We start from the raw sequence: 24,797 nt of genomic DNA on the forward strand, positions 1-24,797 counted from the left end.
AATGTTCATATAAATTCTCTCCTAAATTTATCACTTTAATCAACTACAGAGCCTAATAATATTGAAATAAAGCCCTCTTTTTGATATAATTAGTATGTTAAATAACTTTAAAACCTAATGAATAAGTTCATCATGAAATGTAAACCATTACTTAATTTCAACAGAGCCTAAATATTAATGTACTATTTAAATTAAAGAACTGTTAAATTAAAAACAGTCTATTAAGGAAGGATGTTAATAATGAAAAATACATACATAAATATTCTTAAAAGAGAAGTTATACCAGCCTTAGGATGTACAGAGCCCATAGCTCTAGCCCTTGCAACGGCGAAATGTAGTCAAGCTTTAGGAGGAGTTCCAGATAGGGTTACGGTTCTTGTTAGCTGTAATATTCTAAAAAATGGTATGGGAGTAGGGATACCTGGTACAGGAATGGTTGGTTTAAATATTGCAGCAGCTCTTGGAGCTATTGGTGGCAATGCAGAGGCTGGATTAGAGGTTTTAAAGGATGTTACTAAATCAGATATTGAAAAATCAAAGGAATATTTAGCAGAAGGTAAGGTTACAATAGACCTTACTAAAGCACCGGAAAAACTTTATGTAGAGGTTATTGGACATAAGGGCCATGACAGCTCTTCTGTAATAATAAAAAATAAACATAACAATATAGTATTAATTACTAGAAATGAAGAGATATTGTTTGAAATCGAAGAGGTTAAAACTGTAGCTACAGAGAATAATGGAAACGAGGAACAGCTATCTGTTAAAGGTATATATGAATTCATAAAAACCGTACCCTATGAGGATATAGAGTTCTTAATGGAAGGTATAGAGATGAATCGTAGAGTTTCAGAGGCCGGAAGAAAAGAAGAATATGGACTTAAAGCAGGAAAAATTCTATTAGATGGAAAGAACAGTAAGATGTTTGCAGATTCACTTCAAACCTATGCTATGGGATTAACTGCTGCAGGTGTTGATGCAAGAATGGATGGATGTACACTGCCAGTAATGAGTACAGCAGGTAGTGGAAACCAAGGCTTGACCGCTACTTTACCTGTAATTGCAGCGGCAGAAAAACTAGAAGTTAGTGATGAAATTTTAGTTAGAGCTGTAGCCCTTAGTGATCTTATAACTATTCACGTAAAAAGCTTTATAGGACGACTTTCAGCTCTATGTGGATGTGGAGTTGCAGCTTCAATTGGAGCTAGTTGTGCCATTGTTTATATGCTAGGAGGAGAACTATGTGCTATAAATAAAGCTATAAAAAATATGGTGGCAGACGTTTCTGGTATGGTCTGTGATGGAGCAAAGCCAGGATGTGCTCTAAAAATTTCTACAGCAGTAGGTACATCAGTACTATGCGCAGCCCTTGCATTGGAAGGGGTAGAAGTTTCATCTCATGATGGAATTGTTCATGAGGATGTGGAGAGAACTATAAAGAACATGGCAGATTTAGGGGTAGTTGGAATGGCTGATGCAGATAGAGTTATCCTTAATTTAATGATGTGTAAGTAAATAAAAATAAATAAATTGATTTTTTTATCCTTTGTGTATCGGTATGTGTTGCTTAGCAATTATCATACCGATTTTTTTAGTGAACTGTTGTCAGCCGAAAAAAATTTATATATAATTTATTATAAGGGAATTATTTGAAAATTATTTAAATAAAATATTTTGGGTGGGGTATATTATGACATATAAAGAAATGAAGTTAAAAATGCGAGATGGAAAAGAGATTTATTTATACAAATGGGAGCTAGATGAAGGTGTTAAACCTAAAGGAGTTATACAACTTATCCATGGTATGGCTGAATATGGTAGCAGATATGATAGATTTGCAAAGGAATTAGTTAAGGATGGTTTTATAGTTTATGCTGATGACCATAGAGGTCATGGAAAATCTGCAGAAAGCCTAAGTGATTTAGGATATATTAGCGATAATGATGGATTCCATGACATGGTTCATGATCAACGTGAAATAAATAATTTTATAAAAGAAGAAAACCCATCACTAGATGTTTATATTTTTAGTCACAGTATGGGGTCTTTCATAGCTCAAAGGTATATGGAGATATATGGAGACACCGTTAAGGGTGTAATTTTATCTGGAACCGGTGGTAAACCTAATGCTTCAATGAATATGGGAATATTTTTATCAAAAGTTATAATGAATCTTAGAGGTAGAAGAGCTAGTGGAAGATTAATGGATGATTTGGGCTTTGGAAATTATAATAAGCTAGTAGAGAATCAAAAAACTAAATATGATTGGTTAAGTAGGGACGAGGAGGAAGTAGAAAAATATATTCTAGACCCCTATTGTGGAGGAGTGTTTCCAGTATCCTTTTTCTATGATTTTTTAAAGGGAATGAAGGCTATACATAAAAAGGACAATCTTGCCGGCATACCAAAAAACTTATCTATAACCATGTTTAGTGGTGATAAGGACCCAGTAGGAAACTATGGCAAGGGAATATTATCTCTAGTTGATACTTTTAAAAGTTTAGGTATTAAAAATTTAAGTTATAAACTATATGAAGGTGGAAGACATGAAATATTAAATGAAATAAATAGGGATATGGTTACAGAAGATATTAAGGCGTGTTTAAATAGCTGGGTTAAAGGGGATAATTAGATTAGTAGGATTATCGCTAGTTTGACATATTAATCATTACAATATAGAATAGATAGAGTTGTAGTTATTTGAATTTACTATGGTTTGCAAGTGTTGTTTACGAGAAAATTATAGGAAGTTTTGCCATTGTAAAACAAATGACTTCTTATGGAAAGATGTTACTTAATTTGGAGGAATGATTATGTCAAAAACCATAGAATATAAAGATCTAACTGGAGACTATGTCCTTGTTGATGTGAGAAGTACAGGAGAATTTAATGAGGCTACTATTAACGGTGCAGTAAGTATTCCTCTTTTCAATGATGAAGAAAGAGCAATTATTGGAACCATATATACTAGAAAAAGTACTGAGGAAGCAAAGAAATTAGGGGTAGAGACAGTATCTAAAAAACTACCTTATATATATGATAAAATTCATGACCTTGAAAAACAACATAAAAATGTAGTATTATTTTGTGCTAGAGGTGGCATGAGAAGCGCATCTATTACAGATCTTTTAGGTGCTCTTGGCATGAGAGTTAGCAGAATCAAGGATGGTTATAAAGGCTATAGAGCCTTCATAAATCAGGAGTTACCTAAGGTTAATGAAAAAGTTACCTATATAGTACTTCATGGTAATACAGGAGTTGGAAAAACTGAGATTTTAAAAAAACTTAGAGCTGATGGATATGATGTATTGGATTTAGAAGGCTGTGCTAATCATAGAGGCTCCATATTAGGTGCTGTAGGCCTTGGTGATGGTACTAGTCAAAAGCAGTTTGAATCTAATATCTACGAGGAATTAAAGGCTGTTAAGGGTAAATATGTATTCATTGAAGCAGAAAGTAGAAGGATAGGAAGGGTTTTAATTCCTGAATATATACATTCTGATATGAAAAAGGGACTTCACATATTTGTAGATGCTCCAATAGATTTTAGAAGTAAGATAATAATTGATGAGTACACTAAAAACAATAGCTGTAATGAAGAAATTTGTGATGCACTAAGAAGATTAAAGAAGCACATCAGTGAAAAAAACATAGAAATATATTGTGATATGGTTAATAATGATCAGTATGAGGAAGTGGTTAAAGACCTTATGGTAAAGTACTATGACCCACTATATACTCACAGCTCTGATAAGTATGAATATGACAAAAAGCTTATGATAAACTCCATAGATGAAGGAGTAGAAGAATTAAAAAGCTTTATAGATAATTTAAAATGTGAAGAATAAAATATGTATATTAAGTAAAGCTTATAATTAATGTTTATGGGACTTTCGTAAAATAAACTAATCTAAATGAACGTATAGCATGTACTAATATTATTCCCTAACAATAATATTAAAGCGCAGGCTATACATTCCATATAAGATTAATAAATATTTTACGAAAACCTAGTAGAACAGTAATTATAGGCTTTTTCATATGAAATTTTAATTTTACTATAATTTAAATACAAAACTTTGCAGTTCATTAAAGGAATAGAATTCTAAATTTTTTAAAATAATTATAAAAAAATAAAAAAATACCGCAAAAATAAGAACATTTGTTTTGGAATTTCAAGAAAAAACTTTACTCCTTTGGAATAAAGTTATACAATAACAAATGTAACTCAACTTTTAAGGAGGGATAATATGGCGCAAAAGGAGAATAATAGAGGTACTTATGAAGTTACAGATCTCACATCTCTTGAGAAATTAGAGCCAGTAAGGGTTAGGCCTGGAATGTACATTGGCTCAACGGGTACTAAGGGTCTGCACCATTGTATATGGGAAATACTAGATAACTCTATTGATGAAGTTGCCAATGGATTTGGAGATAGGATAATAGTTACTTTAAATAAGGATAAAACTGTTACTATAGAAGATAATGGAAGAGGAATACCTACAGGAATACATCCTGTTAAAAATAAATCTGGGGTGGAGATGGTTTATACAGAACTTCACACAGGAGGTAAATTCAATAATAATAACTATAAGACCTCAGGAGGACTTCATGGAGTTGGAGCTGCTGTTGTAAATGCTCTATCTAAGTGGCTAGAGGTAGAAGTTAAACAAAAAGGAAATATTTATCTGCAAAAATTTCACTATGGATATGACAAAGAACTTAAAAGGGACATGCCGGGAACCCCAGCTACACCTTTGAAGATTGTAGGAAAGTCTAATGAAACTGGTACTAAAGTAACTTTTTTAGCAGATGGTGAAGTTTTCGGAAACATAGATTATAAGTTTGAAATAATTGATGAAAGATTAAAGGAGCTATCCTTTCAAAATAAAGGCATAACCTTAATCCTAAGAGATACAAGGAAAGATGAAGTAGTAGAAAAGATATATCATTCAGAGAGAGGCCTTTTAGACTTTATAGATTATTTAAATGAAAGTAAAACTGTTCTTCACAAGGAGCCAATAATTTTTCAAGGAGAAAGAGAAATTAATGGACTTATGGTATCAGGAGAGATATGCATACAGTTCACAGATTCTACTGCAGAGCATATTGCTAGCTATGTAAATAATATTCCCACCAAAGAAGCTGGTACCCATGAAACAGGATTTAAGACTGGTATGACTAGAGCCTTTAAAGAAGGTAGTAAGAAGCTAAATCTTTTAAAGGAAAAGGATAAGGACTTTGAAGGGGACGATATTAGAGAAGGTATGACTGCCATTGTAAAGGTGAGAATTACCAATCCGGTCTTTGAGGGTCAAACTAAAACTAAGCTAGGAAATGTTGAGGCCTATTCTGCAATGAATGACCTTGCCTATACTAAGCTAGGTGAATGGATAGAGGATAATAAAGAACTAGCTACTGTAATTATTAATAATGCCATTTCAGCTGCAGCTAGAAGAGAGAAAATTAAAAAAATTAATGAAGCAGAGAAGAAAAAGATAGGAAATGGTACTGCACCACTGGCAGGAAAAATAGCTGTCTGTACTTTGAAAGACAGAGAATTTACTGAGTTTATAGTGGTGGAGGGAGATTCTGCGGGAGGTTCTGCAAAACAAGCAAGGGATAGACGATTCCAAACCATAATGCCTTCTAAGGGTAAGATTATGAATACGGAAAAACAAAAACTAGAAAATGTTCTTGCTAGTGAAGAGCTTAGAATCTTTAATACTGCCATAGGAACTGGAGTTTTAGAAAACTTTAAACCAGAGGAATTAAAGTATGGAAAGATAATTATACTAAGTGATGCCGATGTGGATGGATATCATATCAGAACCCTTTGGATGACTTATGTTTATAGATATATGAGACAACTTATTCAAAATGGAAATTTATTTATTGCATTACCACCTCTTTATAAGGTTTATAAGATGACTAAAAATGGTGAGGTTAGTAAGTACGTTTATAATGATGAAGAGCTAGATAAGGCTAAGAAGGAAATTGGTAAGGGTGCATTGATTCAAAGGTACAAAGGGTTAGGAGAGATGAATGCAGACCAACTTTGGGATACTACATTAAATCCAGCTACAAGAACTCTTCAAAGGGTTACCATTGAGGATGCTACTAAGGCTGAAAAGATGATTTCCTTGTTCATGGGAGATGTGGTAGAGCCAAGAAGAAATTATATGTACAATCACGGTGAATTTTAGGAGGTGTTACAATGGCAAAGAAAAAAGAACCAATTCCAATAGATAATAATATTATAGATGTTTCTATAGATGAGGCTATGCCAGAGAACTATCTTCCCTATGCTGTAGAAGTATCAAAGGATAGAGCTCTTCCAGACGTAAGGGATGGACTAAAGCCTGTTCATAGAAGAATTTTATATGGAGCTTATATGCTTAAGGCATTCCCAGATAAGCCATATTATAAGTCTGCCAGAATAGTAGGAGATATTCTAGGTAAGTACCATCCCCATGGAGATACATCAGTTTATGATGCCATGGTAATTTTATCTCAGGATTTTACCACAAGAAAACCCCTTATAGACGGCCATGGAAACTGGGGATCTATAGATGGAGATAGTGCAGCTGCCATGCGTTATACAGAAGCTAGACTATCTGGAATTGCCTTAGAAATGCTTAAAGATATAGATAAAGATGTAGTTGATATGATGGATAACTACTCTGATACAGAAAAAGAACCTACAGTTTTACCTGCAAAATATCCAAATCTTTTAGTTAACGGAGCCTTTGGAATTGCTGTAGGATTGGCTACCAATATTCCACCCCATAACTTAGGAGAGGTTATTGATGGAGCCATTGCCTATGCAGATAATGAGGAAATAACCACTAGAGAACTTATGGAATACATAAAGGGACCGGATTTACCTACTGGTGGAATACTAATGGGAAAGGATTCTTTAGTGGCTGCCTATGAAACTGGGGAAGGAAAAGTGGTTTTAAGAGCTAAAACTCATTTTGAAACCTTGGATAATGGTAGACTTGGTCTTGTTATTTCAGAGTTTCCTTATAGAAAAAATAAGGCTAAGCTCCTTCAAGCCATCTCAGATTTAACAGGGGATAAAAAGCATAGCAAAGCAGTGGAAGCCATTGCGGATATTAGAGATGAATCTGATAGAAATGGTATCAGAGCCGTTGTAGAATTTAAGAAAAATACTACAGAGGAAACGGCGGATAGAGTCCTTAAATATCTATTTAAGAAAACGGAGCTTCAATGTAATATATCCTTTAATATGGTGGCTTTAGCTGGTGGAAAGCCTAGAACCATGGGACTTAGGACTATAATTAAATATTATATAGAACATCAAAAGGAAGTTGTTACAAGAAGAACAAAAAGAGAACTAGAAATAGCAGAAAAGAGATTCCATATTGTAGAAGGCTTTATTAAAGCCATTGGAATCATGGATGAAATAATTAAGACTATAAGGGCATCTAAATCTAAAAAGGATGCAGGAGAAAATTTAATAAGCAAATTTGGATTTACTAACCCTCAAGCAGAGGCTATTTTAGAGTTGATGCTTTATAGACTTACAGGCCTTGAAATTAAGATATTCCAAAAGGAACATAAGGAATTAGAGACTAAGATTAAGGGACTTAAGAAGGTATTAAGTAGTGAAAAGGAGCTTATTAAAGTTATTAAAAAGGAGCTTCTAGAGGTTAAGGAAAAATATGATGATCCAAGGAGAACTACTATTTTAGAAGATGATAGTGATGCTAATATTCAGTTAGAAGAACTTATAGTAGAGGAAGATGTGGTAGTAACCATGTCTAAGGATGGATATGTTAAGAGAACTGCTTTAAAATCCTTTATTAGAACTACACAAAATACTGAGGATATAGAATATAGAGAAGGAGACTTTAATAGATTCTTCTTTGAATGTAATACTAGAGATACCCTATGTATCTTTACAAATCAGGGAAATATGTATCAATGTAAGGTTGCAAATTTAATTGAGTTTAAGTGGAGAGACAAGGGTGAGAGAATTCAAAGATTTATTAGAACTCTAGATTTAGATAAGGAACACATAGTAAACGCCTTTGTAGTACAGGATTTCTCCATTACTAAGGATGTGCTCCTTGTAACCTCTAGAGGTTTTATCAAGAAAACCGAACTTAGCAAGTTTATTACTAATAACTCAAGACTTCAAGGTATTAAGATTAAAAAGGATGAAGAACTCATAAGTGCTGAATTAGTAGATAAAGATAGAGAAGAAAGATTTATTGAAATAACTACTGCTAAGGGATTAAACTTCATTGCACAGGAGCCTAAGGTTGAGCCAGTGGATAGAGGTATAGTTGGAAAACCTATAGTTAATTTAACCCATGGAGATAGGATAACTCAGTGTAGTTATGTAGATGAATTTAACTATAAAGAGTTCTATATAACCGTTAATAAAAAGGGAATTTTAAAAACCTCCAGTAGAAGAAGTGGAGAACCCGTTATAACTACATCAAACTCTAATGGTGAGTTATTCCTATTTACAGCTGGTGGAGAGTTATTTAAAATGTCAGCCCTAATGATACAAAACATAGATAAAAAAGGTATTGAACTGGAAAAACTATTTGAAGGTTATAATTCTAAGGATCCAGTGATTGCAATAATATCTGTGGATAATGGAGGAAGCTCTAAAGAAAATTTCTACTTCTTTACTGAAAAGGGTGTAGTAAAGAAAACTAGTATAGAAGAATTCACTGGTGATTTTACTAATATCTCAGCATATAAATTTAAGACTCCGGAGGATAAGCTAATTAAAGTAGAGGTTGAAGCTGACAAAGGAGAAGGATTACTCTTCACAAGAAAGGGTATGTGCCTTAAATTTGATTTAGAAGCTATAAATGTCATGGGTAAAAATGCCACTGGAGTTATGGGAATTAGCTTAAAGGATGATGATAAAGTTATCTTTGCAAAGGCAAGAAGTGGGGCTATTTCAAATAAAAATAATGAATTATGTGTAGACTTATTTGAAGAAAACCTAAAAATAACTACCCAGAATGGTCAAGAGAACATAGTGGATTTAGGAGCCTTACCAATTCAGAATAGAGCTGGTAGAGGTAAAAATGTCATTGTATTTATGGATGATGACTTTATAGAAAAGGTAGAGCTAATTAAGTAATATAATTAAAGTGGGGGTAACATGGATAAGATTTTTTTAAAACATGGAGTTAAATTGCTTTATGAAAGAGTTCCAGGAAATATAACTTCTTTTACCATAGGGTTAGAAGCAGGAGCTAATAGGGAAAATTCTAATAATCTGGGCATTGCCCATGCTGTAGAACACATGGTGTTTAAGGGTACCCATAGTAAAAGTGAGAAGGAAATTAATGAGATATGCAATGAGTACCTAGGATTTCATAATGCTATGACTAATTATCCCTATGTAGTTTATTATGGAAGCTCCTTAAAGGAAGATTTTAAAAATGCCTTTACTATATATTTTGATATAGTATTTAATCCAGCCTTTAGAGAAGAAGGTTTTAAGGAAGAAATGGCAGTTATCATAGAGGAGCTTAAGGAGTGGAGTGATGATGTAGTTCAGCACTGTGAAGATTTTTTATTCTATAAAACCTTTGAAAAAAGAAGAATAAAGGAGTTAATCATAGGCAGAGAAGAAACTATAAAGGGTATAACCTTAGAAGAGATAAGGGAGTATCATGAGAAGTTTTACACCCTAGATAACTGTGTAATTTCTGTAGTAACAGCTTTAGACCTAAGTGAGGTTATTGAAATTATTGAAGGTGAAATAGCATCCTTGAAAAATGCAAAACCTTTATTAACACATAACACCTGTGAAATAGCAGCCATGGAAGGGTTAAAACCATCCTTCACCCAAAGGAGCTCTGAAAGAGTTTCGTCAAAGGAAAGTCAAAAAGAGAATACTCTTTCCCTTTACGAGAATCCCAAGGCTGGAGTGTTTATTGAAGAGAATCTCTCCATTAATGGATGCAAGGTTCAATATATATTTCCCATTCACAACCTAAGTGAAAGGGAAGTTACCTTACTTCAATTATTTAATGAATATTTTGCAGGGGGAACTAGCTCCTTGCTCTATGATGAAATCAGGACTAAGAGAGGATTAGTATATGATATTCAAGGGAAGGTTAAGGGAGAAAAGGGAATAAAACTATATACCATAACTTTATCTACCTCTAAGGAGAATACTCCTTTAGTTAGGGCGATAATTAAAGAAAACATTGATAAAGTAAAAACTTTAAAGGGCATATTCACTGAAGATTTCTTTAAAAAATATATAAAAAGTCAAAATTTAAAGAGAATGCTAGCTCTAGAGAAATCCATAGTTTTATCTATGCACCTAGCTGTCTATGAAATAATGCACAGTGGTGGAGAATTACTTTTAAATGAGTTTTATAACCTAAGTAATTGCACAGAAGAAGAAATCCTTAGTGTGATAAATAAGGTATTTGTTAAGGAAACATTAGGAATCATAAGGAATTAAAGGTAAGGTGATTTGGTGAATACTGTTTGGAAAGATAGTCAGTGCTCTATGGAGGTTTTAAAGGAGCTACTTAAGGATATAAAGGTTACTCCTATTACTCTTAGGGTGCTTATGAATAGAGGAATAGATACTAAGGAAAAGGCAGATGAATTTTTAAATTCTTCTTTGAATAAGCTATATAACCCTTATCTTATGAAAGATATGGATAAGGCCATAGAGATTATGGTGGAGGCTATAAATAATAAGGAAAAAATTATGGTCTACGGAGATTATGACGCAGACGGAGTTACTAGTACTGCAATTCTTTATAAGGCTATAAAAAACTGTGGTGGAATAGTAGCTTATCATATACCCCATAGGGAAAATGAAGGCTATGGTATGAGTATTTCTAGAATAGAGACCATAGCAGAGGAAGGCTTTAATCTTATAATAAGTTGCGATAATGGGATTTCTGCTATAGAAGAGGTAAAAAGAGCTAAGGAACTTGGCTTAAAGGTTATTATCACAGATCACCATGAACTTCCCTTTGAGGAGATAGATGGAGAAAGAAGGATGGTAATTCCAAGTAGTGATGCCCTAATAAACCCTAAGCAGGAGGATTGTAATTATCCCTTTAAACTTTTATGTGGAGCCGGTGTGGCTTATAAGTTTTCTTTAGCTTTATATGGAGCTATGAATATGAAGGATAAAAATACCGATGATCTTCTAGAATTAGCTGCCATTGGCACTATATGTGATGTGGTAGATTTGATGGATGAAAATAGAATCATTGCAAAGGAAGGGCTAAAGATACTTTCTAATACAAGAAATTTAGGAATAAAAGCTTTAAAACATATAATTGATATAAAGGATGAGGTAACTTGTTATAATGTAGGCTTTAACATTGGTCCTTGTATCAATGCTACAGGAAGGCTAGAAACTGCTGAGCTATCCTTAGATCTACTACTTTGTGAAGATATGGATCAGGCTATGGATATAGCTACAAAGGTTTTTAATCTTAATAAGGAAAGGCAAGATCTTACCACAGAAAGTGTGGAACAAGTTTGTGCTGACATAGAAGGGTCTTCTTTGATAAATGATAGAGTCCTTGTAGTATATAACCAGCATATCCATGAGAGTATTGCAGGAATTGTAGCAGGAAGAGTTAAGGAAAAGTATGGGAAGCCAACCTTTGTTTTAACCCAGGGAAAAGATATGCCAAAGGGTTCAGGTAGATCCATTGAAGAATATAATATGTTTGAAGAAATGCTAAAATGTAAGGATATACTAAGCAAGTTTGGTGGACACCCAATGGCGGCAGGACTTTCCATTGAAGAAAAAAATATTTCAAAGTTTAGACAATTATTAAATGAAAACTGTAATTTAAGTGAGGAGGATCTTGCTTCTAAAATGAGAGTAGATTCTCCCATAAAATTAAACTATGTAACAGAACAGGTTGTACAAGAATTTAAGTTATTAGAACCCTTTGGAAAGGGGAACCCAACGCCAATTCTAAAGGCTAATAGAGTTTTAGTGGCAGATATAAGATTTTTAGGCAGTGAATATCAGCATGTTAAATTTAGATTTAATGTGGATGGTACTAATAATCTGATAGATGGTTTATATTTCAATAAAAGAGATGAAGTTATTGAGATCTTAAAAAATATCTTTGGTGATGAATATGGAGATGTTGGAAATGGGTATATAAGACCAAAGGGTCTATTTCTAAATATACTATTTCAGCCAGATATAAATGAATATATGGGAAGAAGAAGTGTGCAATTAAAACTTAAAGATATAAAATTAAGCATCTGAAAATAAATAATAAGTGAAATATACAGTCAATATGGCTTATTTATTTTCTAAAGATGTCTTGAACTAATAAAGAGATGCACCTATAAGGTGCATCTCCTATTTAGGGTTTACTTACTATTAAATAATTTATTTAGATATTAATATATCCTATAAATTTCTTTCGTAAGATTCAACCATTTTTTTAACCATTTGTCCGCCGATTGATCCAGCTTCTCTAGAAGTTAAATCACCGTTGTATCCTTCTTTTAGGTTAACTCCAACTTCTTGAGCTGCTTCCATCTTAAATCTGTCTAAACCTGCTTTAGCTTCTGGTACTAATAATCTACTTTTGCTTGTCATTTTATATTCCTCCTCCAATAAATTAGTAGAAGTCAACAAACATATTAAAGTGAAACTCTTATTATTTAAACAAATTTTGCTAACTTCTTAAATAATAAACTTACCACATGCTACTTACAAATGTTTGATTAAAGATTTTTTTCATAAGCTTCAACCATTTTTTTAACCATTTGACCACCAACTGATCCAGCTTCTCTAGAAGTTAGGTCTCCGTTATATCCTTCTTTAAGATTAACTCCTACTTCTTGAGCAGCCTCCATTTTAAATTTGTTTAAACCTGCTTTAGCTTGAGGTACTGCTGGTTGATTAGAATTATTATTATTGTTTGACATGTATTTTCACCTCCTTTGTTTTGATAATAGTATTGTACCCGGATATAAGAAGATTATTTAAGAGAATGGGTGGTAACATATGAAAGATTATGAGCAATTACCTTTTTATGTATATATTCAATGGTTTTTTAATATAAAATTCATATTTTATATTTACATTTGTCTTCATATGTGGCATAACTTAATAAGGAGCATAATATATCTAATATAATAAAAAAACATATTATAATAAAAATCTATAAAATCTATATAGTAATAACATTATTTTTAGCTTTAGCGAGATTACATATACTCGTCTAAGGCTTAGATATTTTTATTTTAAATATTTTAAAGCTATTAAAGCTTTTACTAGGTAATTTTAGGAGGACTTTAAATTGAGTAACAAAAAAATCATTATGACAGGTGGAGGAACAGCTGGACATGTAACTCCCAATATCGCACTTGTGCCCAAGCTAAAGGAGCTAGGATATGAAATACAGTATATAGGTACTGAACATGGAATAGAAAGAAAACTTATAGAAGCAGAAAAAATTAAATATCATAGTATTTCTAGTGGTAAGTTAAGAAGATATTTTGATGTAAAGAACTTTACAGATCCTTTTAAGGTTATTAAAGGGGTTTTTGAAGCAAAGTCAATTATAAAAAAAGAAAAACCAGCCATAGTTTTTTCAAAGGGAGGATTTGTATCAGTTCCAGTGGTGTTAGGAGCTTATTTTAATAAAATTCCAATTATAATACATGAGTCAGATATTACACCTGGTCTAGCAAATAAAATATCCATGCCCTATGCAACAAAGATTTGTGTTACCTTTGAAGAGGCTATGGATCATGTTAATAAAAAGAAAGCTGTACTTACAGGTTCACCAATTAGAAGTGAACTATTTAAGGGCAGTAAAACAAAGGCTAAGGAATTTTGTAAATTTAAAGATGATAAGCCTGTAATTTTAGTTACTGGTGGTAGCTTAGGTTCAAGAATTATAAATGAATGTGTAAGAGAAGCGTTACAGGACCTACTTAAAACTTTTAATGTAATACATCTATGTGGAAAAGGTAATTTAGATAAGAGTTTAAATGTAGTTGAGGGATACGCTCAGTTTGATTATATTAAAGAACAGTTATCAGATTTAATGCAATTGGCAGATATAGTAGTTTCTAGAGCAGGGTCTAATACTATATTTGAGCTTTTAGCTTTAAAGAAACCTAATATTTTAATACCACTATCAGCTAAGGCAAGCAGAGGGGATCAAATTTTAAATGCTAAGTCTTTTAATAAATCAGGATATAGTAAAGTTATAGAGGAAGAAAATTTAAATGCATTGACTCTTTTAGAAGCTATTGAGGAAGTTAATAGAGATAAAGAAACGTATATTAAAAACATGAGCAAAAGCAAACAAAGGGACAGCCTTGGAAAAATAATAGATCTAATTGAAAGCTGCAAAAGAAAATAAAAATAAAATTAATGTAGAGCATGTACTAACAATAATATTAAAGTACATGCTCTATATTTATATATAAATTACTATAGTATATACAAGGAAAAACCCTGAAACCCGCACTATGACAACAACTAGTTAACTAGTTAAATAGTTTTATAGTTAAATATATAAAATTTTCCCTATATAAATAGTTATATAGGGATATTTTTATATAGTAAAGGCTCCATACATAAAATCCTAGGGTATTAGTGAATAATAGTAAATATATTAAACATAGGAAAGATAGGAGAAGTTTCAATGGAGATAAAATTAAAGTTCTTAGGAGCTACTAAGTGTGTTACAGGATCAAGTCATTTACTTACTGTTAATGATAAAAAAATACTTTTAGATTGTGGTTTATTTCAAAGTAATGATTTAAAGTCTTATAGTAATGATATATTGAATGTAGATCCTAAGGAAATTGATTATATTGTATTATCTCATAGTCATGTGGATCATAGTGGTAGGATACCTCTTTTCTTTAAGTTAGGATTTCAAGGGAAGGTAATTTGCACTGAGCCTACTAAGGAATTATGTGGGTATTTACTTAAGGATGCTGCTAGAATTCAACAGGAGGAAACTTACTTTGAAAATCTTTCTAGACATGGTAAGGGTGTAAAAGCTTTAAGTCCACTATATGATGAAGAAGATGTGGAACTAGCTCTAAAAAATTTTTATACCTACGGATATAATGAGGAAATCCTTTTGGAAGAGGGTATAAAAGTTACTTTTAGAGATGCAGGTCATATATTAGGTTCTGCAATATGTGAAATTTTAATCAAAAATTGTGGTGAAAGTTGGATTAAATTGATATATACTGGAGATATAGGAAATATTAATAGAGATATTTTAAATAATCCAGAAAAAGAACTCCAGGGAGATTTTTTAATCCTTGAAAGTACTTATGGAGATAAGATGCATGAAGAAAAAGACAATTATGCAAAACTCCTAGAAATTGTAAAGGATATCATGGAGGGTGATGGAAATTTAATAATTCCTTGTTTTTCCTTAGGAAGAACCCAGGAGATTATATACATGCTAAATAGTTTTATAGAAAGTGGACAGGTGCAGGGCTGTAATGTATATATAGATAGTCCTTTGGCAGCGGGAATTACCAAAATATTTAGAAAGTATGAAGAATACTTTGATAAGAAAGCTAAGGCTCTTATAGAAAAAGGTGATGATCCATTGAACTTTAAAGGACTGCATTTTGTTGAAAATGGTGATGATGGAGAGAAGGTTTATGAGGTTAAGTCAAAATCTATAATTATTGTAGCTGGAGGAGTTTATGATGGTGGGAGAATAGCTAATCATCTAAAAAATAATCTTCCTAGACCAGAGTGTGGCGTATTAATTACCTCCTATCAAGGGAACCAAAGCATTGGGAATAAATTGTTAAAAGGAAATAAAAGAATTAAACTCCAAGGTGAGAATATTGAGGTTAAAGGAAAAGTTTACTATATGAATGGACTTTCAGGTCATGCAGATAAGGCAGGATTATATAATTGGGTAAGTAGTATGAAGGAAAAACCTAAGAAAATATTTCTAGTTCATGGTGAAGGAAAAAATATTGAATCCTTCACTAATAAATTAAAAAGTGAAAATTATTCCGTAGTTATACCGAATTTTTTGGATGAATTTCCCTTAGAAATTAATTAAAAACTTAACAAAGTGTGTTAATTTTTAGGGTTGAATTTTAATAAAATTAGGGTATAATTTAAATGTAAGGTCATGTTAAACATTACCAAACCTTTAGTTTGGCATTAATGTGTCTTAGAGAAATAGCTAAATATAAGTGAATTCATGATAGCATTTTCACAAAGAAAAAATAAGATTATGAGTTTGCTAATAAAATATTTATAGAAGAAAGAGGGTTGCTTACAATGAGAAAAATGAAAACTATGGACGGTAACACCGCCGCAGCTCACGTAGCCTATGCATATACTGATGTAGCAGCTATATACCCAATTACACCTTCATCACCAATGGCTGAACACTGTGATGAGTGGGCAGCACAAGGCAGAGAAAACGTATTTGGACAAAAGCTAAAGATAATGGAAATGCAATCAGAGGCAGGCGCAGCTGGAGCAGTTCACGGTTCACTACAAGCAGGTGCATTAACAACTACTTTCACAGCATCTCAAGGATTATTACTTATGGTTCCAAACATGTACAAGATTGCTGGAGAATTACTTCCAGGTGTTTTACATGTAAGTGCTAGAGCATTAGCAGCACAAGCTTTATCAATATTTGGAGATCATCAAGACGTTATGGCTACAAGACAAACAGGTTTTGCTTTACTTGCTACTAATAGCGTTCAAGAAGTTATGGACCTTGCTCCAGTAGCTCACTTAGCATCTATTGAAGGTAGAGTTCCATTCTTACATTTCTTCGATGGATTTAGAACATCACATGAAATACAAAAAATTCAAACTTGGGACTATGAAACTCTAGGAAAATTCTTAAATAGGGATGCAGTAGATGCATATAGAGCAAGTGCTTTAAACCCAGAGAATCCTGTAACTAGAGGAACAGCTCAAAACCCTGATATATACTTCCAAGCTAGAGAAGCTTCAAACCCATTCTACAATGCAATTCCAGGAGTTGTAGAAAAATATATGGAAATGATCAATAAAGAAATTGGTACTGATTACCACCTATTCAATTACTATGGAGCACCAGATGCAGATAGAGTAATTGTTGCAATGGGTTCAGTATGCGATGTTGCTGAGGAAACAGTTGATTACTTAACAGCTCAGGGAGAAAAAGTTGGACTAGTTAAGGTTCACTTATATAGACCATTCTCATTAGAACACTTCTTTAAACATATGCCAGCAACAGTTAAAAAGATTGCTGTATTAGATAGAACAAAAGAGCCAGGATCTGCTGGAGAGCCATTATATCAAGATGTTAGAAATGCATTCTATGATAGAGCTGAAAGACCAGTTATTATTGGTGGAAGATATGGATTAGGTTCAAAAGATACTACTCCATCTCAAATAGTTACTGTATTCGATCACTTAAAAGAAGAAGAACTTAAAAATGGATTCACTATAGGAATAGTTGATGACGTTACAAATACATCACTAGACATTACAAGAACTATAGCTACTACACCTAAAGGAACTGTTGAGTGTAAATTCTGGGGATTAGGATCTGACGGAACAGTTGGAGCTAATAAGAGTGCTATAAAAATCATAGGAGACCATACAGATATGTATGCTCAAGCATACTTTGCTTATGACTCTAAAAAATCTGGTGGAGTAACAATGTCTCACTTAAGATTTGGTAAAGAAGAGATTAAATCTCCATACCTAATCAACCAAGCTAACTACATTGGATGTCATAACCAATCTTATGTAAATAGCTATGATGTATTAGCTGGAATTAAAGATGGTGGTACATTCCTATTAAACTGTATTTGGGATGAAAAAGATTTAGAAGAACATTTACCAGCATCAATGAAGAGATATATTGCTGAGCATAACATAAACTTCTACACAATAAATGCTGTAAAAGTTGCTCAAGAAATTGGTCTTGGCGGAAGAATTAACATGATTTGTCAAGCTGCTTTCTTCAAACTAGCTGAAATCATTCCAGTAGACGAAGCTATTAAATACCTTAAAGATGCAGTTCAAACATCTTATGGTAAAAAAGGTGAAAAAGTTGTTAAAATGAACAACGATGCTATAGATGCTGGAGTTAATGCTATAGTTAAAGTTAACGTTCCAGAAGCTTGGAAAAATGCAGAAGATAAAAATGAATGTAAGAAGGATACTCCTGACTTCATCAAAAACATCGTTGAAGTTATGAATAGACAAGAAGGAGACAAACTTCCTGTAAGTGCTTTTGAAGGAAGAGAAGATGGTACTTTTGACCATGGAACAGCTGCTTATGAAAAGAGAGAAATAGCTGTTAACGTACCACAATGGATTCCAGAAAACTGTATCCAATGTAACCAATGTTCTTATGTATGTCCACATGCTACAATAAGACCTTCTATTGGAACAGAAGAAGATTTTGCTAATGCACCAGCAGCTATTAAGCTTGCAGATGCTAAAGGCGGACAACTTAAAGGCTTAAAATTCACAATGTCTGTAGCAGTTCAAGATTGTACAGGTTGCGGAAACTGTGCACAAGTTTGTCCAGCTAAACAAAAAGCTTTAGTTATGAAACCTCTTGATACTCAAAAGGATCAAATAGAGCCTTGGAATTTCACAGTTAAAATGAAAAAACCTGAAAATCCATTAGGTGTTGCTTCAGTTAAAGGTAGCCAATTTGAGACTCCACTTCTAGAGTTCTCAGGTGCTTGTGCAGGTTGTGGAGAAACTCCATATGCTAAGCTTATAACTCAATTATTTGGAGACAGAATGATGATAGCTAATGCTACAGGATGTTCTTCAATTTGGGGAGGAAGTGCTCCTTCAACTCCATACACTAAGAATCAAGAAGGCAAAGGACCAGCTTGGGCTAACTCATTATTTGAAGATAACGCTGAGTTCGGTTTAGGTATGTTCTTAGGTGCTAATCACCAAAGAGAAAAACTTACTGACTTAGTTAAAAAAGCAGTATCAACAAATTGTAATGAAGAGTTAAAAGCTGCTTTAAATGAATGGTTAGAGAATAAAGATAATGCAGAAGCTTCAAAAGCTGCTACTAAGAAAGTACTTCCATTAATCGAAGCAAACAAAACTTGCTGCGAAACAATGGAAGAGTTGTATAAATTCAAAGACTTCTTCGTTAAGAGATCTCAATGGATCTTTGGTGGAGACGGTTGGGCATACGACATTGGATATGGCGGTGTTGACCACGTTCTAGCATCAGGAGAAGATGTAAATGTATTTGTATTTGATACAGAAGTTTACTCTAACACTGGTGGACAATCTTCTAAAGCTACTCCAACTGCAGCAATTGCTAAATTTGCAGCTTCAGGTAAGAGAACTAAGAAGAAAGACCTTGGAATGATGGCAATGAGCTATGGCTATGTATATGTTGCTCAAATAGCTATGGGAGCTGACCAAGCTCAAACTCTTAAAGCTATAAGAGAAGCAGAAGCATATAAAGGTCCATCTTTAATCATAGCTTATGCTCCATGTATCAACCATGGAATTAAGACTGGAATGGGTAATACTCAATTAGAATCTAAAAAAGCTGTTGCTTGCGGATATTGGGGATTATATAGATTCAACCCAGCTCTTAAAGAAGAAGGTAAGAATCCATTTAGCTTAGATTCTAAAGAGCCAACTGAATCTTTCAGAGACTTCCTATTAAACGAAGTAAGATATGCATCACTTCAAAAAATGTTCCCAGAAGTAGCTGAGGAATTATTTGTTAAGACTGAACAAGATGCAAAAGAAAGATTAGAATCTTATAAAAAACTTGCAGCTCAACAATAGTTTTAAATAATTTAAGGGTTGTCTCCGTTTTGGGGCAGCCCTTTTCTTTATGCAAAATTAGGATAATTGTTGGATGAAAATAAAAACTTTGTATTAAAATATTATAAAACCCTTCTAAAATATGAAGATTAAGGGTACAATGAAGAGGAGTATTATTTAAGGAGGCTATTAATATGGGAAATAACTGTTGTGGAAATAATGAAGATAAAAAAGAAACAGGATGCTGTGGAGGACATGAGCAAGAAAATCATGAATGCTGCTGTGGAGGACATGACCATGAACATGATCACGAAGAATGTGGTTGTGGTTGCGGAGAGCACGAAGCAATGTTCGTTGAGTTAGAAGATGAAGAAGGAAATGTAACTCAATGTGAAATAGTTGATGGATTTTTATTTGAAGAAAATGAATATGCTTTAGTACAAAATCCAGATGACGGTTCAATATACTTATTTAAAGTAGTTGGTGATGATGAAGTAGGAGAACTTGTTGTACCAGAAGATGCAGAGTATGATGCAGCAAAAGCATATTACGAAGAATTACTTGCAAATGAAAATAGTGAAAACTAATTAAACTTCTAAAAGCCGCTATTTATATAGCGGCTTTTATGCTACGTTGTCCATATTCTCCTATGGAAATAATAATTAAGGAGGATATGGAATGGATTATCGGGCTTAAAATAACATGAAAGTAGGTCAATTTCACATGGAAAAACTAGCTATATTTGATATTGATTATACATTAACTAAAAAGGAGACTTCTATAGAATTATATAAATACATGCTAAAGAAGGATAGAAAGTTACTTAGGTATTTACCATCACATATAATAACTGGTATTTTTTATGGTTTAAAGGTTTATAATGCTGGAAGAACTAAGGAGAATTTTTTAAGATTTTTAGCAGGAACTAGTGAGGAAGACTTAAAGAAGTTAGTGAAAAGCTTTTATAAGGAAAAGATAGAGAGCATATTGTATGAAGATGCAATTAAAGCTATTAAGGACTTTAAGGAAAAGGGTTATAAGATATATTTAATTTCTGCCTCTCCTGAGTTTTATGTTAATGAATTTTACAGTATAAAAGAAGTAGATAAGGTTATTGGAACTAAGTTTCATATTGATGAAGGAAAATTTAATCCTAAAATTTTAGGGGAAAATTGCAAGGGTGAAGCAAAGGTAAAAAGATTAATGGAGGAGCTAAAAAAAGACAATATAGAAGTGGATTTTAAGAATTCCTATATGTTTTCTGATTCTCTTTCAGATTTACCTCTTTTAAAGTTAGTGGGTAAGGGATATTTAATAAATTATAAGAAGAATCATGAATTAGAGATTTTAAGGTGGCGATAATTATGGAGAATTGTATAAATGATTACTTTATAAAAAATCATGAAGCTTATGAAAGGGAGGAATTTCAAGATATATATGTGGTGGAAGGTAAGTGCATATATGAAGTTATTAGAGTTATAGATGGGGCTCCTCTGTTTTTAGATGAACATTTAGCTAGACTTGAAAATTCTTTAAAGTTAGAAAAAAAAGAAGAACTTATATCTATGGATAAGATTAAGGAGTACATAGGAAAGTTAATAACTCTAAATAGAGTTGAAAATGGTAATCTAAAGATTGTAATAAATAAGGATAACTTATTTATATTTTTTATAAAGCATTCTTATCCAACTAAGGATATGTATAGTAATGGAGTAAAGACTATTCTTTATTTTGGAGAAAGACATAATCCTAATGCCAAGGTTATAGATAATTCCTTTAGGGGGAAAGTTAATGAAAAAATAGATGCTAGTTCTAGTTATGAAGCTATTTTAGTAAATAGTAAAGGGTATATTACAGAGGGAAGCAAGTCCAATATATTTATGATCAAAGGTGATGAAATAATTACAGCTCCAGTAGAAGGGGTACTTCCAGGAATAACTAGAAGCGAGATAATAAAGGCTTGTGAGGAATTGGACTTAAGGGTAAGAGAAGAAAATATTCATTATGAACATATAAAAAATTTAGATGGATTATTTATATCTGGAACTTCTCCTAAGGTGCTACCTATAAATGAAGTTGAAGGTATTATAAAATATGATAAAATTTATCAAAGAATTTATGATATAAAAGATAAGTTTGAAGAATTAATTACAAGAAACTTAAAGAATTATAAAAGAAGTAAATAGTAAAGTATGTCAAAAACAATACGATAATATATTATAGTATTGTTTTTGTATTTTAGAAGGAAATGATCTGTATTATGTATTAGGGGTGATAATGTGGAAGATAAGACATTAAGGGGAACTGCAAAAGTACTTGATGGCAAACTGATTATTACTGATGAAGAAAATAATTCTGAAGGTCCCTTTATTGTAAAGGGCAAGGATGTTAGTTTATTTGTAGATGAACAAGAGGTAAAAGAAAGAGTTCGAGTTAGCTCTGAAAGTAAGATAGATATAATTTTTAATGAATCTAAGGCAATAAGGGAATTGAATATTAATATTAGTGAAGATAAAATGATAGCTAGTATATCAATTAACTATATTCCGGAAGTAATTTACACTTTAGAAGATACACCAGAAGCACCTATGATTACCTTAAATGCAAAGGTAAAAGAAGAGAAGTTTCCACCTAAATATACAAGGGATGAAATAATAAAAGAACTTAAAGATAAGAACATAGTTTATGGAATTGATAATAAGATGTTAGATGACATAAAAAATATGGACAAGATAGAAAATGTTGTAGTTGCTAGAGGGAAGGAACCTATTGAACCTATAGATGATGTATTAGAAGTATATTTTGATACCAGCGCCCATAAAGGATTCAAAAGTGACCAAAGTGGTAATGTAGATTTTAAATCCATAGGTAGTATAACAAGTGTGAAGAAAGATGATATTCTTGCAAAACGTACTGTAGGAAAAGAAGGTACTATAGGTATAAACTTATTTTCACAGCCTATCCAACCTAGAAAAAGAAAAGTTAAGGACATGATGGTAAAATCAGGTTGTAAATTTAAGGATAAGGATACCATAGTATCCACCATGGAGGGAAAACCTCAAGTAAAGGGATGCATTTTTCAAGTTAATAATGTTCATGAGGTTCTTAGCGATGTAGATATAACTACAGGAGATATTAATTTTATAGGTGATGTAATTATTAATGCTGATGTTAAAGAGGGTATGAAGGTTAAATCAGGAAATGCCATAATTATAAAGGGAAATGCAGTAAGGTGTAGTCTTTGGTCAGAGGGAGATATGCAAATTATTGGTAGTGCAATTTCATCTACCATAAAGATTAGAAGTGAGTTCTCTGAGTTTAAAGGATATTTAGAAGAGTTATCTGCCATAGTGGATAGTTTTCATAGCTTGTATAAGACTGTAATAGCTGTTAAAAAAAGTGGAGAACTAAAGGCCAATATAAAAGATGGTGATATTATAGACCTTGTTATAAGGAGTAAAAATCCTTTAATAACTAAGATGATCAATAAAGTATTAAATACCATGACAGAGATTCATGACAATAGCAATGAATTATTTAGAATATTAAAGATTAAATATGCTAATAAGAACTATATGTTAATAAGTGATGCAGAGGAACTGATTAAGGTAAAGACTTTGGCAGAAGAGAAAATAAAGGCCATAGAAGCTATGAAAGATATTAATTCAGATGCAACAATAGGATATATTCAAGATTGTACAGTATTTTGCTCTGGAAGCCTTGCAGTAAATGGAAAAGGCGTTTATAAATCCAATGTTTATGCAGAAAAGGGTATATATTTTACAGGAGACGGTCAATGTGAGCTTCGAGGTGGAAAAGTTAAGGCGGAAAGTGAAATTAAGGCTAAGATAGTAGGTTCACCTTCGGGGGTTATGACGGAGGTAGTAGTAGGTAAGGAAGGACATATTTATTGTGATGTTGCTTACTTAAATACTAAGTTTATAGTTGGAAATATGGAAACTATAATGGATGAAACATGCAAAAATGTTCATGTATATATAGATAAAAATAGAGAACTAATTGTTGATAAGTTTAAAATTTAGGAGGGGTAAAAGTGGCAGAGGAATTTAAATTACTTGTGTTTAGATTAGGAGACCAGTGCTTTGCGGCAGATATTAGAGAGGTAGAACGTATTCTAAACTATGAAGAGCCAACAAAAATTCCAGATTCACAGGATTTTTTACAGGGAGTTATAAATTATCAAGATGGAATATTACCAGTTATTAGTTTAGCTAAAAAATTTGGAATATATAATCTGGAAGATAAAGAAAAGGATGGTTCAATAATCGTTGCTAGAAACGAAGATGGTGCCATGGGAGTTATAGTAGAGGCTGTTAATGAAGTTATATCTAGGAAAGTTGAGGATTTAGAACCCACACCAGATATATCTTCTAATATATCTAAGAGATATGTTAAGGGGATAATAAAAGACAAGAACAAAAATACTATTATTTTACTTTTAAATTTAAATGAACTTCTTTCAAAGGATGAAAAGGAGAAGATAGAAAGGTAAGCTATGGAATACAAGGAGATAAAAGTAGGCATTGCAGATTATAAAATAGCCAATTGTCCAGATAGACTTATGACAATTGGGCTAGGTTCTTGTATTGGTATTGCCATCATAGATAAAAAAAGTGGAATTGGAGGCCTTGCCCATATTATGCTTCCAGACAGTGAAAAGTTTAATAAGATAGCAAATGAAATAAAGTTTGCTAATCTTGCAATACCTATTTTGATTAAAGAAATGATAGAAAATGGTGCAAAAGAGAAATATCTAAGAGCCAAGATTGCTGGTGGGGCATCTATGTTTAACTTTGCAGACAGTAAGGTTAATATGGATATAGGTGCTAGAAATAGTGTAGCAGTTAAGGATATATTAAAGGCTAGAAAGATACCTATAGATAGTGAAGAAATTGGAGGAACGAAAGGAAGAACAATAACCTTTGATACAGTTACAGGGGAGCTATATGTAAAAACTGTAGGAGAAGGTATTAAAATTATATAGAAA

18 protein-coding genes are annotated in these 24,797 nt (G+C 32.6%); 16 read left to right on the forward strand and 2 right to left on the reverse strand.

Translation table 11 applies throughout. The features are described 5' to 3' along the window. Positions 1–240: 240 nt before the first annotated feature. The 7 genes from B3J31_RS10910 to recJ all read left to right on the forward strand — a co-directional run bounded on the left by B3J31_RS10910 (position 241) and on the right by recJ (position 12,268). Complete coding sequence (locus B3J31_RS10910; RefSeq protein ID WP_346867706.1) at positions 241–1,515, forward strand: serine dehydratase subunit alpha family protein; 1,275 nt, start codon at positions 241–243, stop codon at positions 1,513–1,515. A gap of 175 nt (positions 1,516–1,690) precedes the next feature. Next, positions 1,691–2,632: an alpha/beta hydrolase gene (locus B3J31_RS10915; RefSeq protein ID WP_346867707.1), complete on the forward strand. Its 942-nt coding sequence runs from the start codon at positions 1,691–1,693 to the stop codon at positions 2,630–2,632. Between the two features lie 181 nt (positions 2,633–2,813). Beyond that, the gene (gene mnmH / locus B3J31_RS10920) at positions 2,814–3,848 is read left to right on the forward strand and encodes a tRNA 2-selenouridine(34) synthase MnmH (RefSeq protein ID WP_346867708.1); all 1,035 of its coding nucleotides are present in this window, start codon (positions 2,814–2,816) and stop codon (positions 3,846–3,848) included. A gap of 402 nt (positions 3,849–4,250) precedes the next feature. Continuing rightward, positions 4,251–6,206 (forward strand): DNA topoisomerase IV subunit B, encoded by a 1,956-nt coding sequence (locus B3J31_RS10925; RefSeq protein WP_346867709.1) that lies wholly within the window; start codon positions 4,251–4,253, stop codon positions 6,204–6,206. Positions 6,207–6,217: 11 nt separating this feature from the next. After that, positions 6,218–9,133 carry a DNA topoisomerase IV subunit A gene (locus B3J31_RS10930; RefSeq protein ID WP_346867710.1) on the forward strand — a complete coding sequence of 972 codons (2,916 nt, stop codon included), beginning with the start codon at positions 6,218–6,220 and terminating at the stop codon, positions 9,131–9,133. 21 nt (positions 9,134–9,154) lie between these two features. Further along, a complete protein-coding gene (locus B3J31_RS10935) occupies positions 9,155–10,474 on the forward strand; it encodes an insulinase family protein (RefSeq protein WP_150844285.1) in 1,320 nt (439 codons plus the stop codon). A gap of 15 nt (positions 10,475–10,489) precedes the next feature. Continuing rightward, a complete protein-coding gene (gene recJ / locus B3J31_RS10940; RefSeq protein WP_346867711.1) occupies positions 10,490–12,268 on the forward strand; it encodes a single-stranded-DNA-specific exonuclease RecJ in 1,779 nt (592 codons plus the stop codon). 147 nt (positions 12,269–12,415) lie between these two features. On the opposite strand, the gene B3J31_RS10945 is transcribed toward recJ, so the two are convergent. Both B3J31_RS10945 and B3J31_RS10950 read right to left on the reverse strand, forming a co-directional pair. Beyond that, positions 12,416–12,607 carry a small, acid-soluble spore protein, alpha/beta type gene (locus B3J31_RS10945; RefSeq protein ID WP_150845035.1) on the reverse strand — a complete coding sequence of 64 codons (192 nt, stop codon included), beginning with the start codon at positions 12,605–12,607 and terminating at the stop codon, positions 12,416–12,418. Between the two features lie 128 nt (positions 12,608–12,735). Next, positions 12,736–12,939, reverse strand: coding sequence for a small, acid-soluble spore protein, alpha/beta type (locus B3J31_RS10950; protein ID WP_150845036.1), 204 nt, complete (start codon positions 12,937–12,939; stop codon positions 12,736–12,738). Between the two features lie 374 nt (positions 12,940–13,313). Between B3J31_RS10950 and B3J31_RS10955 the strand changes: the two genes are divergently transcribed. The 9 genes from B3J31_RS10955 to B3J31_RS10995 all read left to right on the forward strand — a co-directional run bounded on the left by B3J31_RS10955 (position 13,314) and on the right by B3J31_RS10995 (position 24,794). Next, entirely contained in the window at positions 13,314–14,387 is a 1,074-nt protein-coding gene (locus B3J31_RS10955; RefSeq protein ID WP_346867712.1) for an undecaprenyldiphospho-muramoylpentapeptide beta-N-acetylglucosaminyltransferase, read from the forward strand. A 285-nt stretch (positions 14,388–14,672) separates the two neighbouring features. Next, positions 14,673–16,073: an MBL fold metallo-hydrolase gene (locus B3J31_RS10960; protein ID WP_346867713.1), complete on the forward strand. Its 1,401-nt coding sequence runs from the start codon at positions 14,673–14,675 to the stop codon at positions 16,071–16,073. Positions 16,074–16,297: 224 nt separating this feature from the next. Further along, positions 16,298–19,810 (forward strand): pyruvate:ferredoxin (flavodoxin) oxidoreductase, encoded by a 3,513-nt coding sequence (gene nifJ / locus B3J31_RS10965; RefSeq protein WP_346873984.1) that lies wholly within the window; start codon positions 16,298–16,300, stop codon positions 19,808–19,810. 173 nt (positions 19,811–19,983) lie between these two features. Further along, a complete protein-coding gene (locus B3J31_RS10970) occupies positions 19,984–20,376 on the forward strand; it encodes a DUF1292 domain-containing protein (RefSeq protein WP_150845038.1) in 393 nt (130 codons plus the stop codon). A gap of 136 nt (positions 20,377–20,512) precedes the next feature. Next, positions 20,513–21,151: an HAD-IB family hydrolase gene (locus tag B3J31_RS10975; RefSeq protein ID WP_346867714.1), complete on the forward strand. Its 639-nt coding sequence runs from the start codon at positions 20,513–20,515 to the stop codon at positions 21,149–21,151. Positions 21,152–21,153: 2 nt separating this feature from the next. Continuing rightward, positions 21,154–21,975, forward strand: a complete 822-nt coding sequence (locus tag B3J31_RS10980) for an aminotransferase class IV (protein WP_346867715.1) — start codon at positions 21,154–21,156, stop codon at positions 21,973–21,975. Between the two features lie 93 nt (positions 21,976–22,068). Further along, positions 22,069–23,832 carry a FapA family protein gene (locus tag B3J31_RS10985; RefSeq protein ID WP_346867716.1) on the forward strand — a complete coding sequence of 588 codons (1,764 nt, stop codon included), beginning with the start codon at positions 22,069–22,071 and terminating at the stop codon, positions 23,830–23,832. A gap of 11 nt (positions 23,833–23,843) precedes the next feature. Beyond that, positions 23,844–24,302 (forward strand): chemotaxis protein CheW, encoded by a 459-nt coding sequence (locus B3J31_RS10990; protein ID WP_346867717.1) that lies wholly within the window; start codon positions 23,844–23,846, stop codon positions 24,300–24,302. Between the two features lie 3 nt (positions 24,303–24,305). Further along, a complete protein-coding gene (locus tag B3J31_RS10995; RefSeq protein WP_346867718.1) occupies positions 24,306–24,794 on the forward strand; it encodes a chemotaxis protein CheD in 489 nt (162 codons plus the stop codon). Positions 24,795–24,797: the final 3 nt, after the last annotated feature.

Source organism: Clostridium sp. UBA5988 (genome assembly GCF_002435615.1).
Classification (GTDB): Bacteria; Bacillota; Clostridia; order Clostridiales; family Clostridiaceae; genus Clostridium_J; species Clostridium_J sulfidigenes.

What these genes read in the sequence shown, in the direction of transcription:
- mnmH (WP_346867708.1), top strand. Translation starts at nt 2,814, where the DNA reads ATGTCAAAAACCATAGAATATAAAGATCTAACTGGAGACTATGTCCTT.
- B3J31_RS10925 (WP_346867709.1), top strand. Translation starts at nt 4,251, where the DNA reads ATGGCGCAAAAGGAGAATAATAGAGGTACTTATGAAGTTACAGATCTC.
- B3J31_RS10935 (WP_150844285.1), top strand. Translation starts at nt 9,155, where the DNA reads ATGGATAAGATTTTTTTAAAACATGGAGTTAAATTGCTTTATGAAAGA.
- B3J31_RS10960 (WP_346867713.1), top strand. Translation starts at nt 14,673, where the DNA reads ATGGAGATAAAATTAAAGTTCTTAGGAGCTACTAAGTGTGTTACAGGA.
- B3J31_RS10910 (WP_346867706.1), top strand. Translation starts at nt 241, where the DNA reads ATGAAAAATACATACATAAATATTCTTAAAAGAGAAGTTATACCAGCC.
- B3J31_RS10995 (WP_346867718.1), top strand. Translation starts at nt 24,306, where the DNA reads ATGGAATACAAGGAGATAAAAGTAGGCATTGCAGATTATAAAATAGCC.
- B3J31_RS10950 (WP_150845036.1), bottom strand. Translation starts at nt 12,939, where the DNA reads ATGTCAAACAATAATAATAATTCTAATCAACCAGCAGTACCTCAAGCT.
- B3J31_RS10970 (WP_150845038.1), top strand. Translation starts at nt 19,984, where the DNA reads ATGGGAAATAACTGTTGTGGAAATAATGAAGATAAAAAAGAAACAGGA.
- B3J31_RS10945 (WP_150845035.1), bottom strand. Translation starts at nt 12,607, where the DNA reads ATGACAAGCAAAAGTAGATTATTAGTACCAGAAGCTAAAGCAGGTTTA.
- B3J31_RS10980 (WP_346867715.1), top strand. Translation starts at nt 21,154, where the DNA reads ATGGAGAATTGTATAAATGATTACTTTATAAAAAATCATGAAGCTTAT.
- B3J31_RS10930 (WP_346867710.1), top strand. Translation starts at nt 6,218, where the DNA reads ATGGCAAAGAAAAAAGAACCAATTCCAATAGATAATAATATTATAGAT.
- B3J31_RS10975 (WP_346867714.1), top strand. Translation starts at nt 20,513, where the DNA reads ATGGAAAAACTAGCTATATTTGATATTGATTATACATTAACTAAAAAG.
- B3J31_RS10915 (WP_346867707.1), top strand. Translation starts at nt 1,691, where the DNA reads ATGACATATAAAGAAATGAAGTTAAAAATGCGAGATGGAAAAGAGATT.
- nifJ (WP_346873984.1), top strand. Translation starts at nt 16,298, where the DNA reads ATGAGAAAAATGAAAACTATGGACGGTAACACCGCCGCAGCTCACGTA.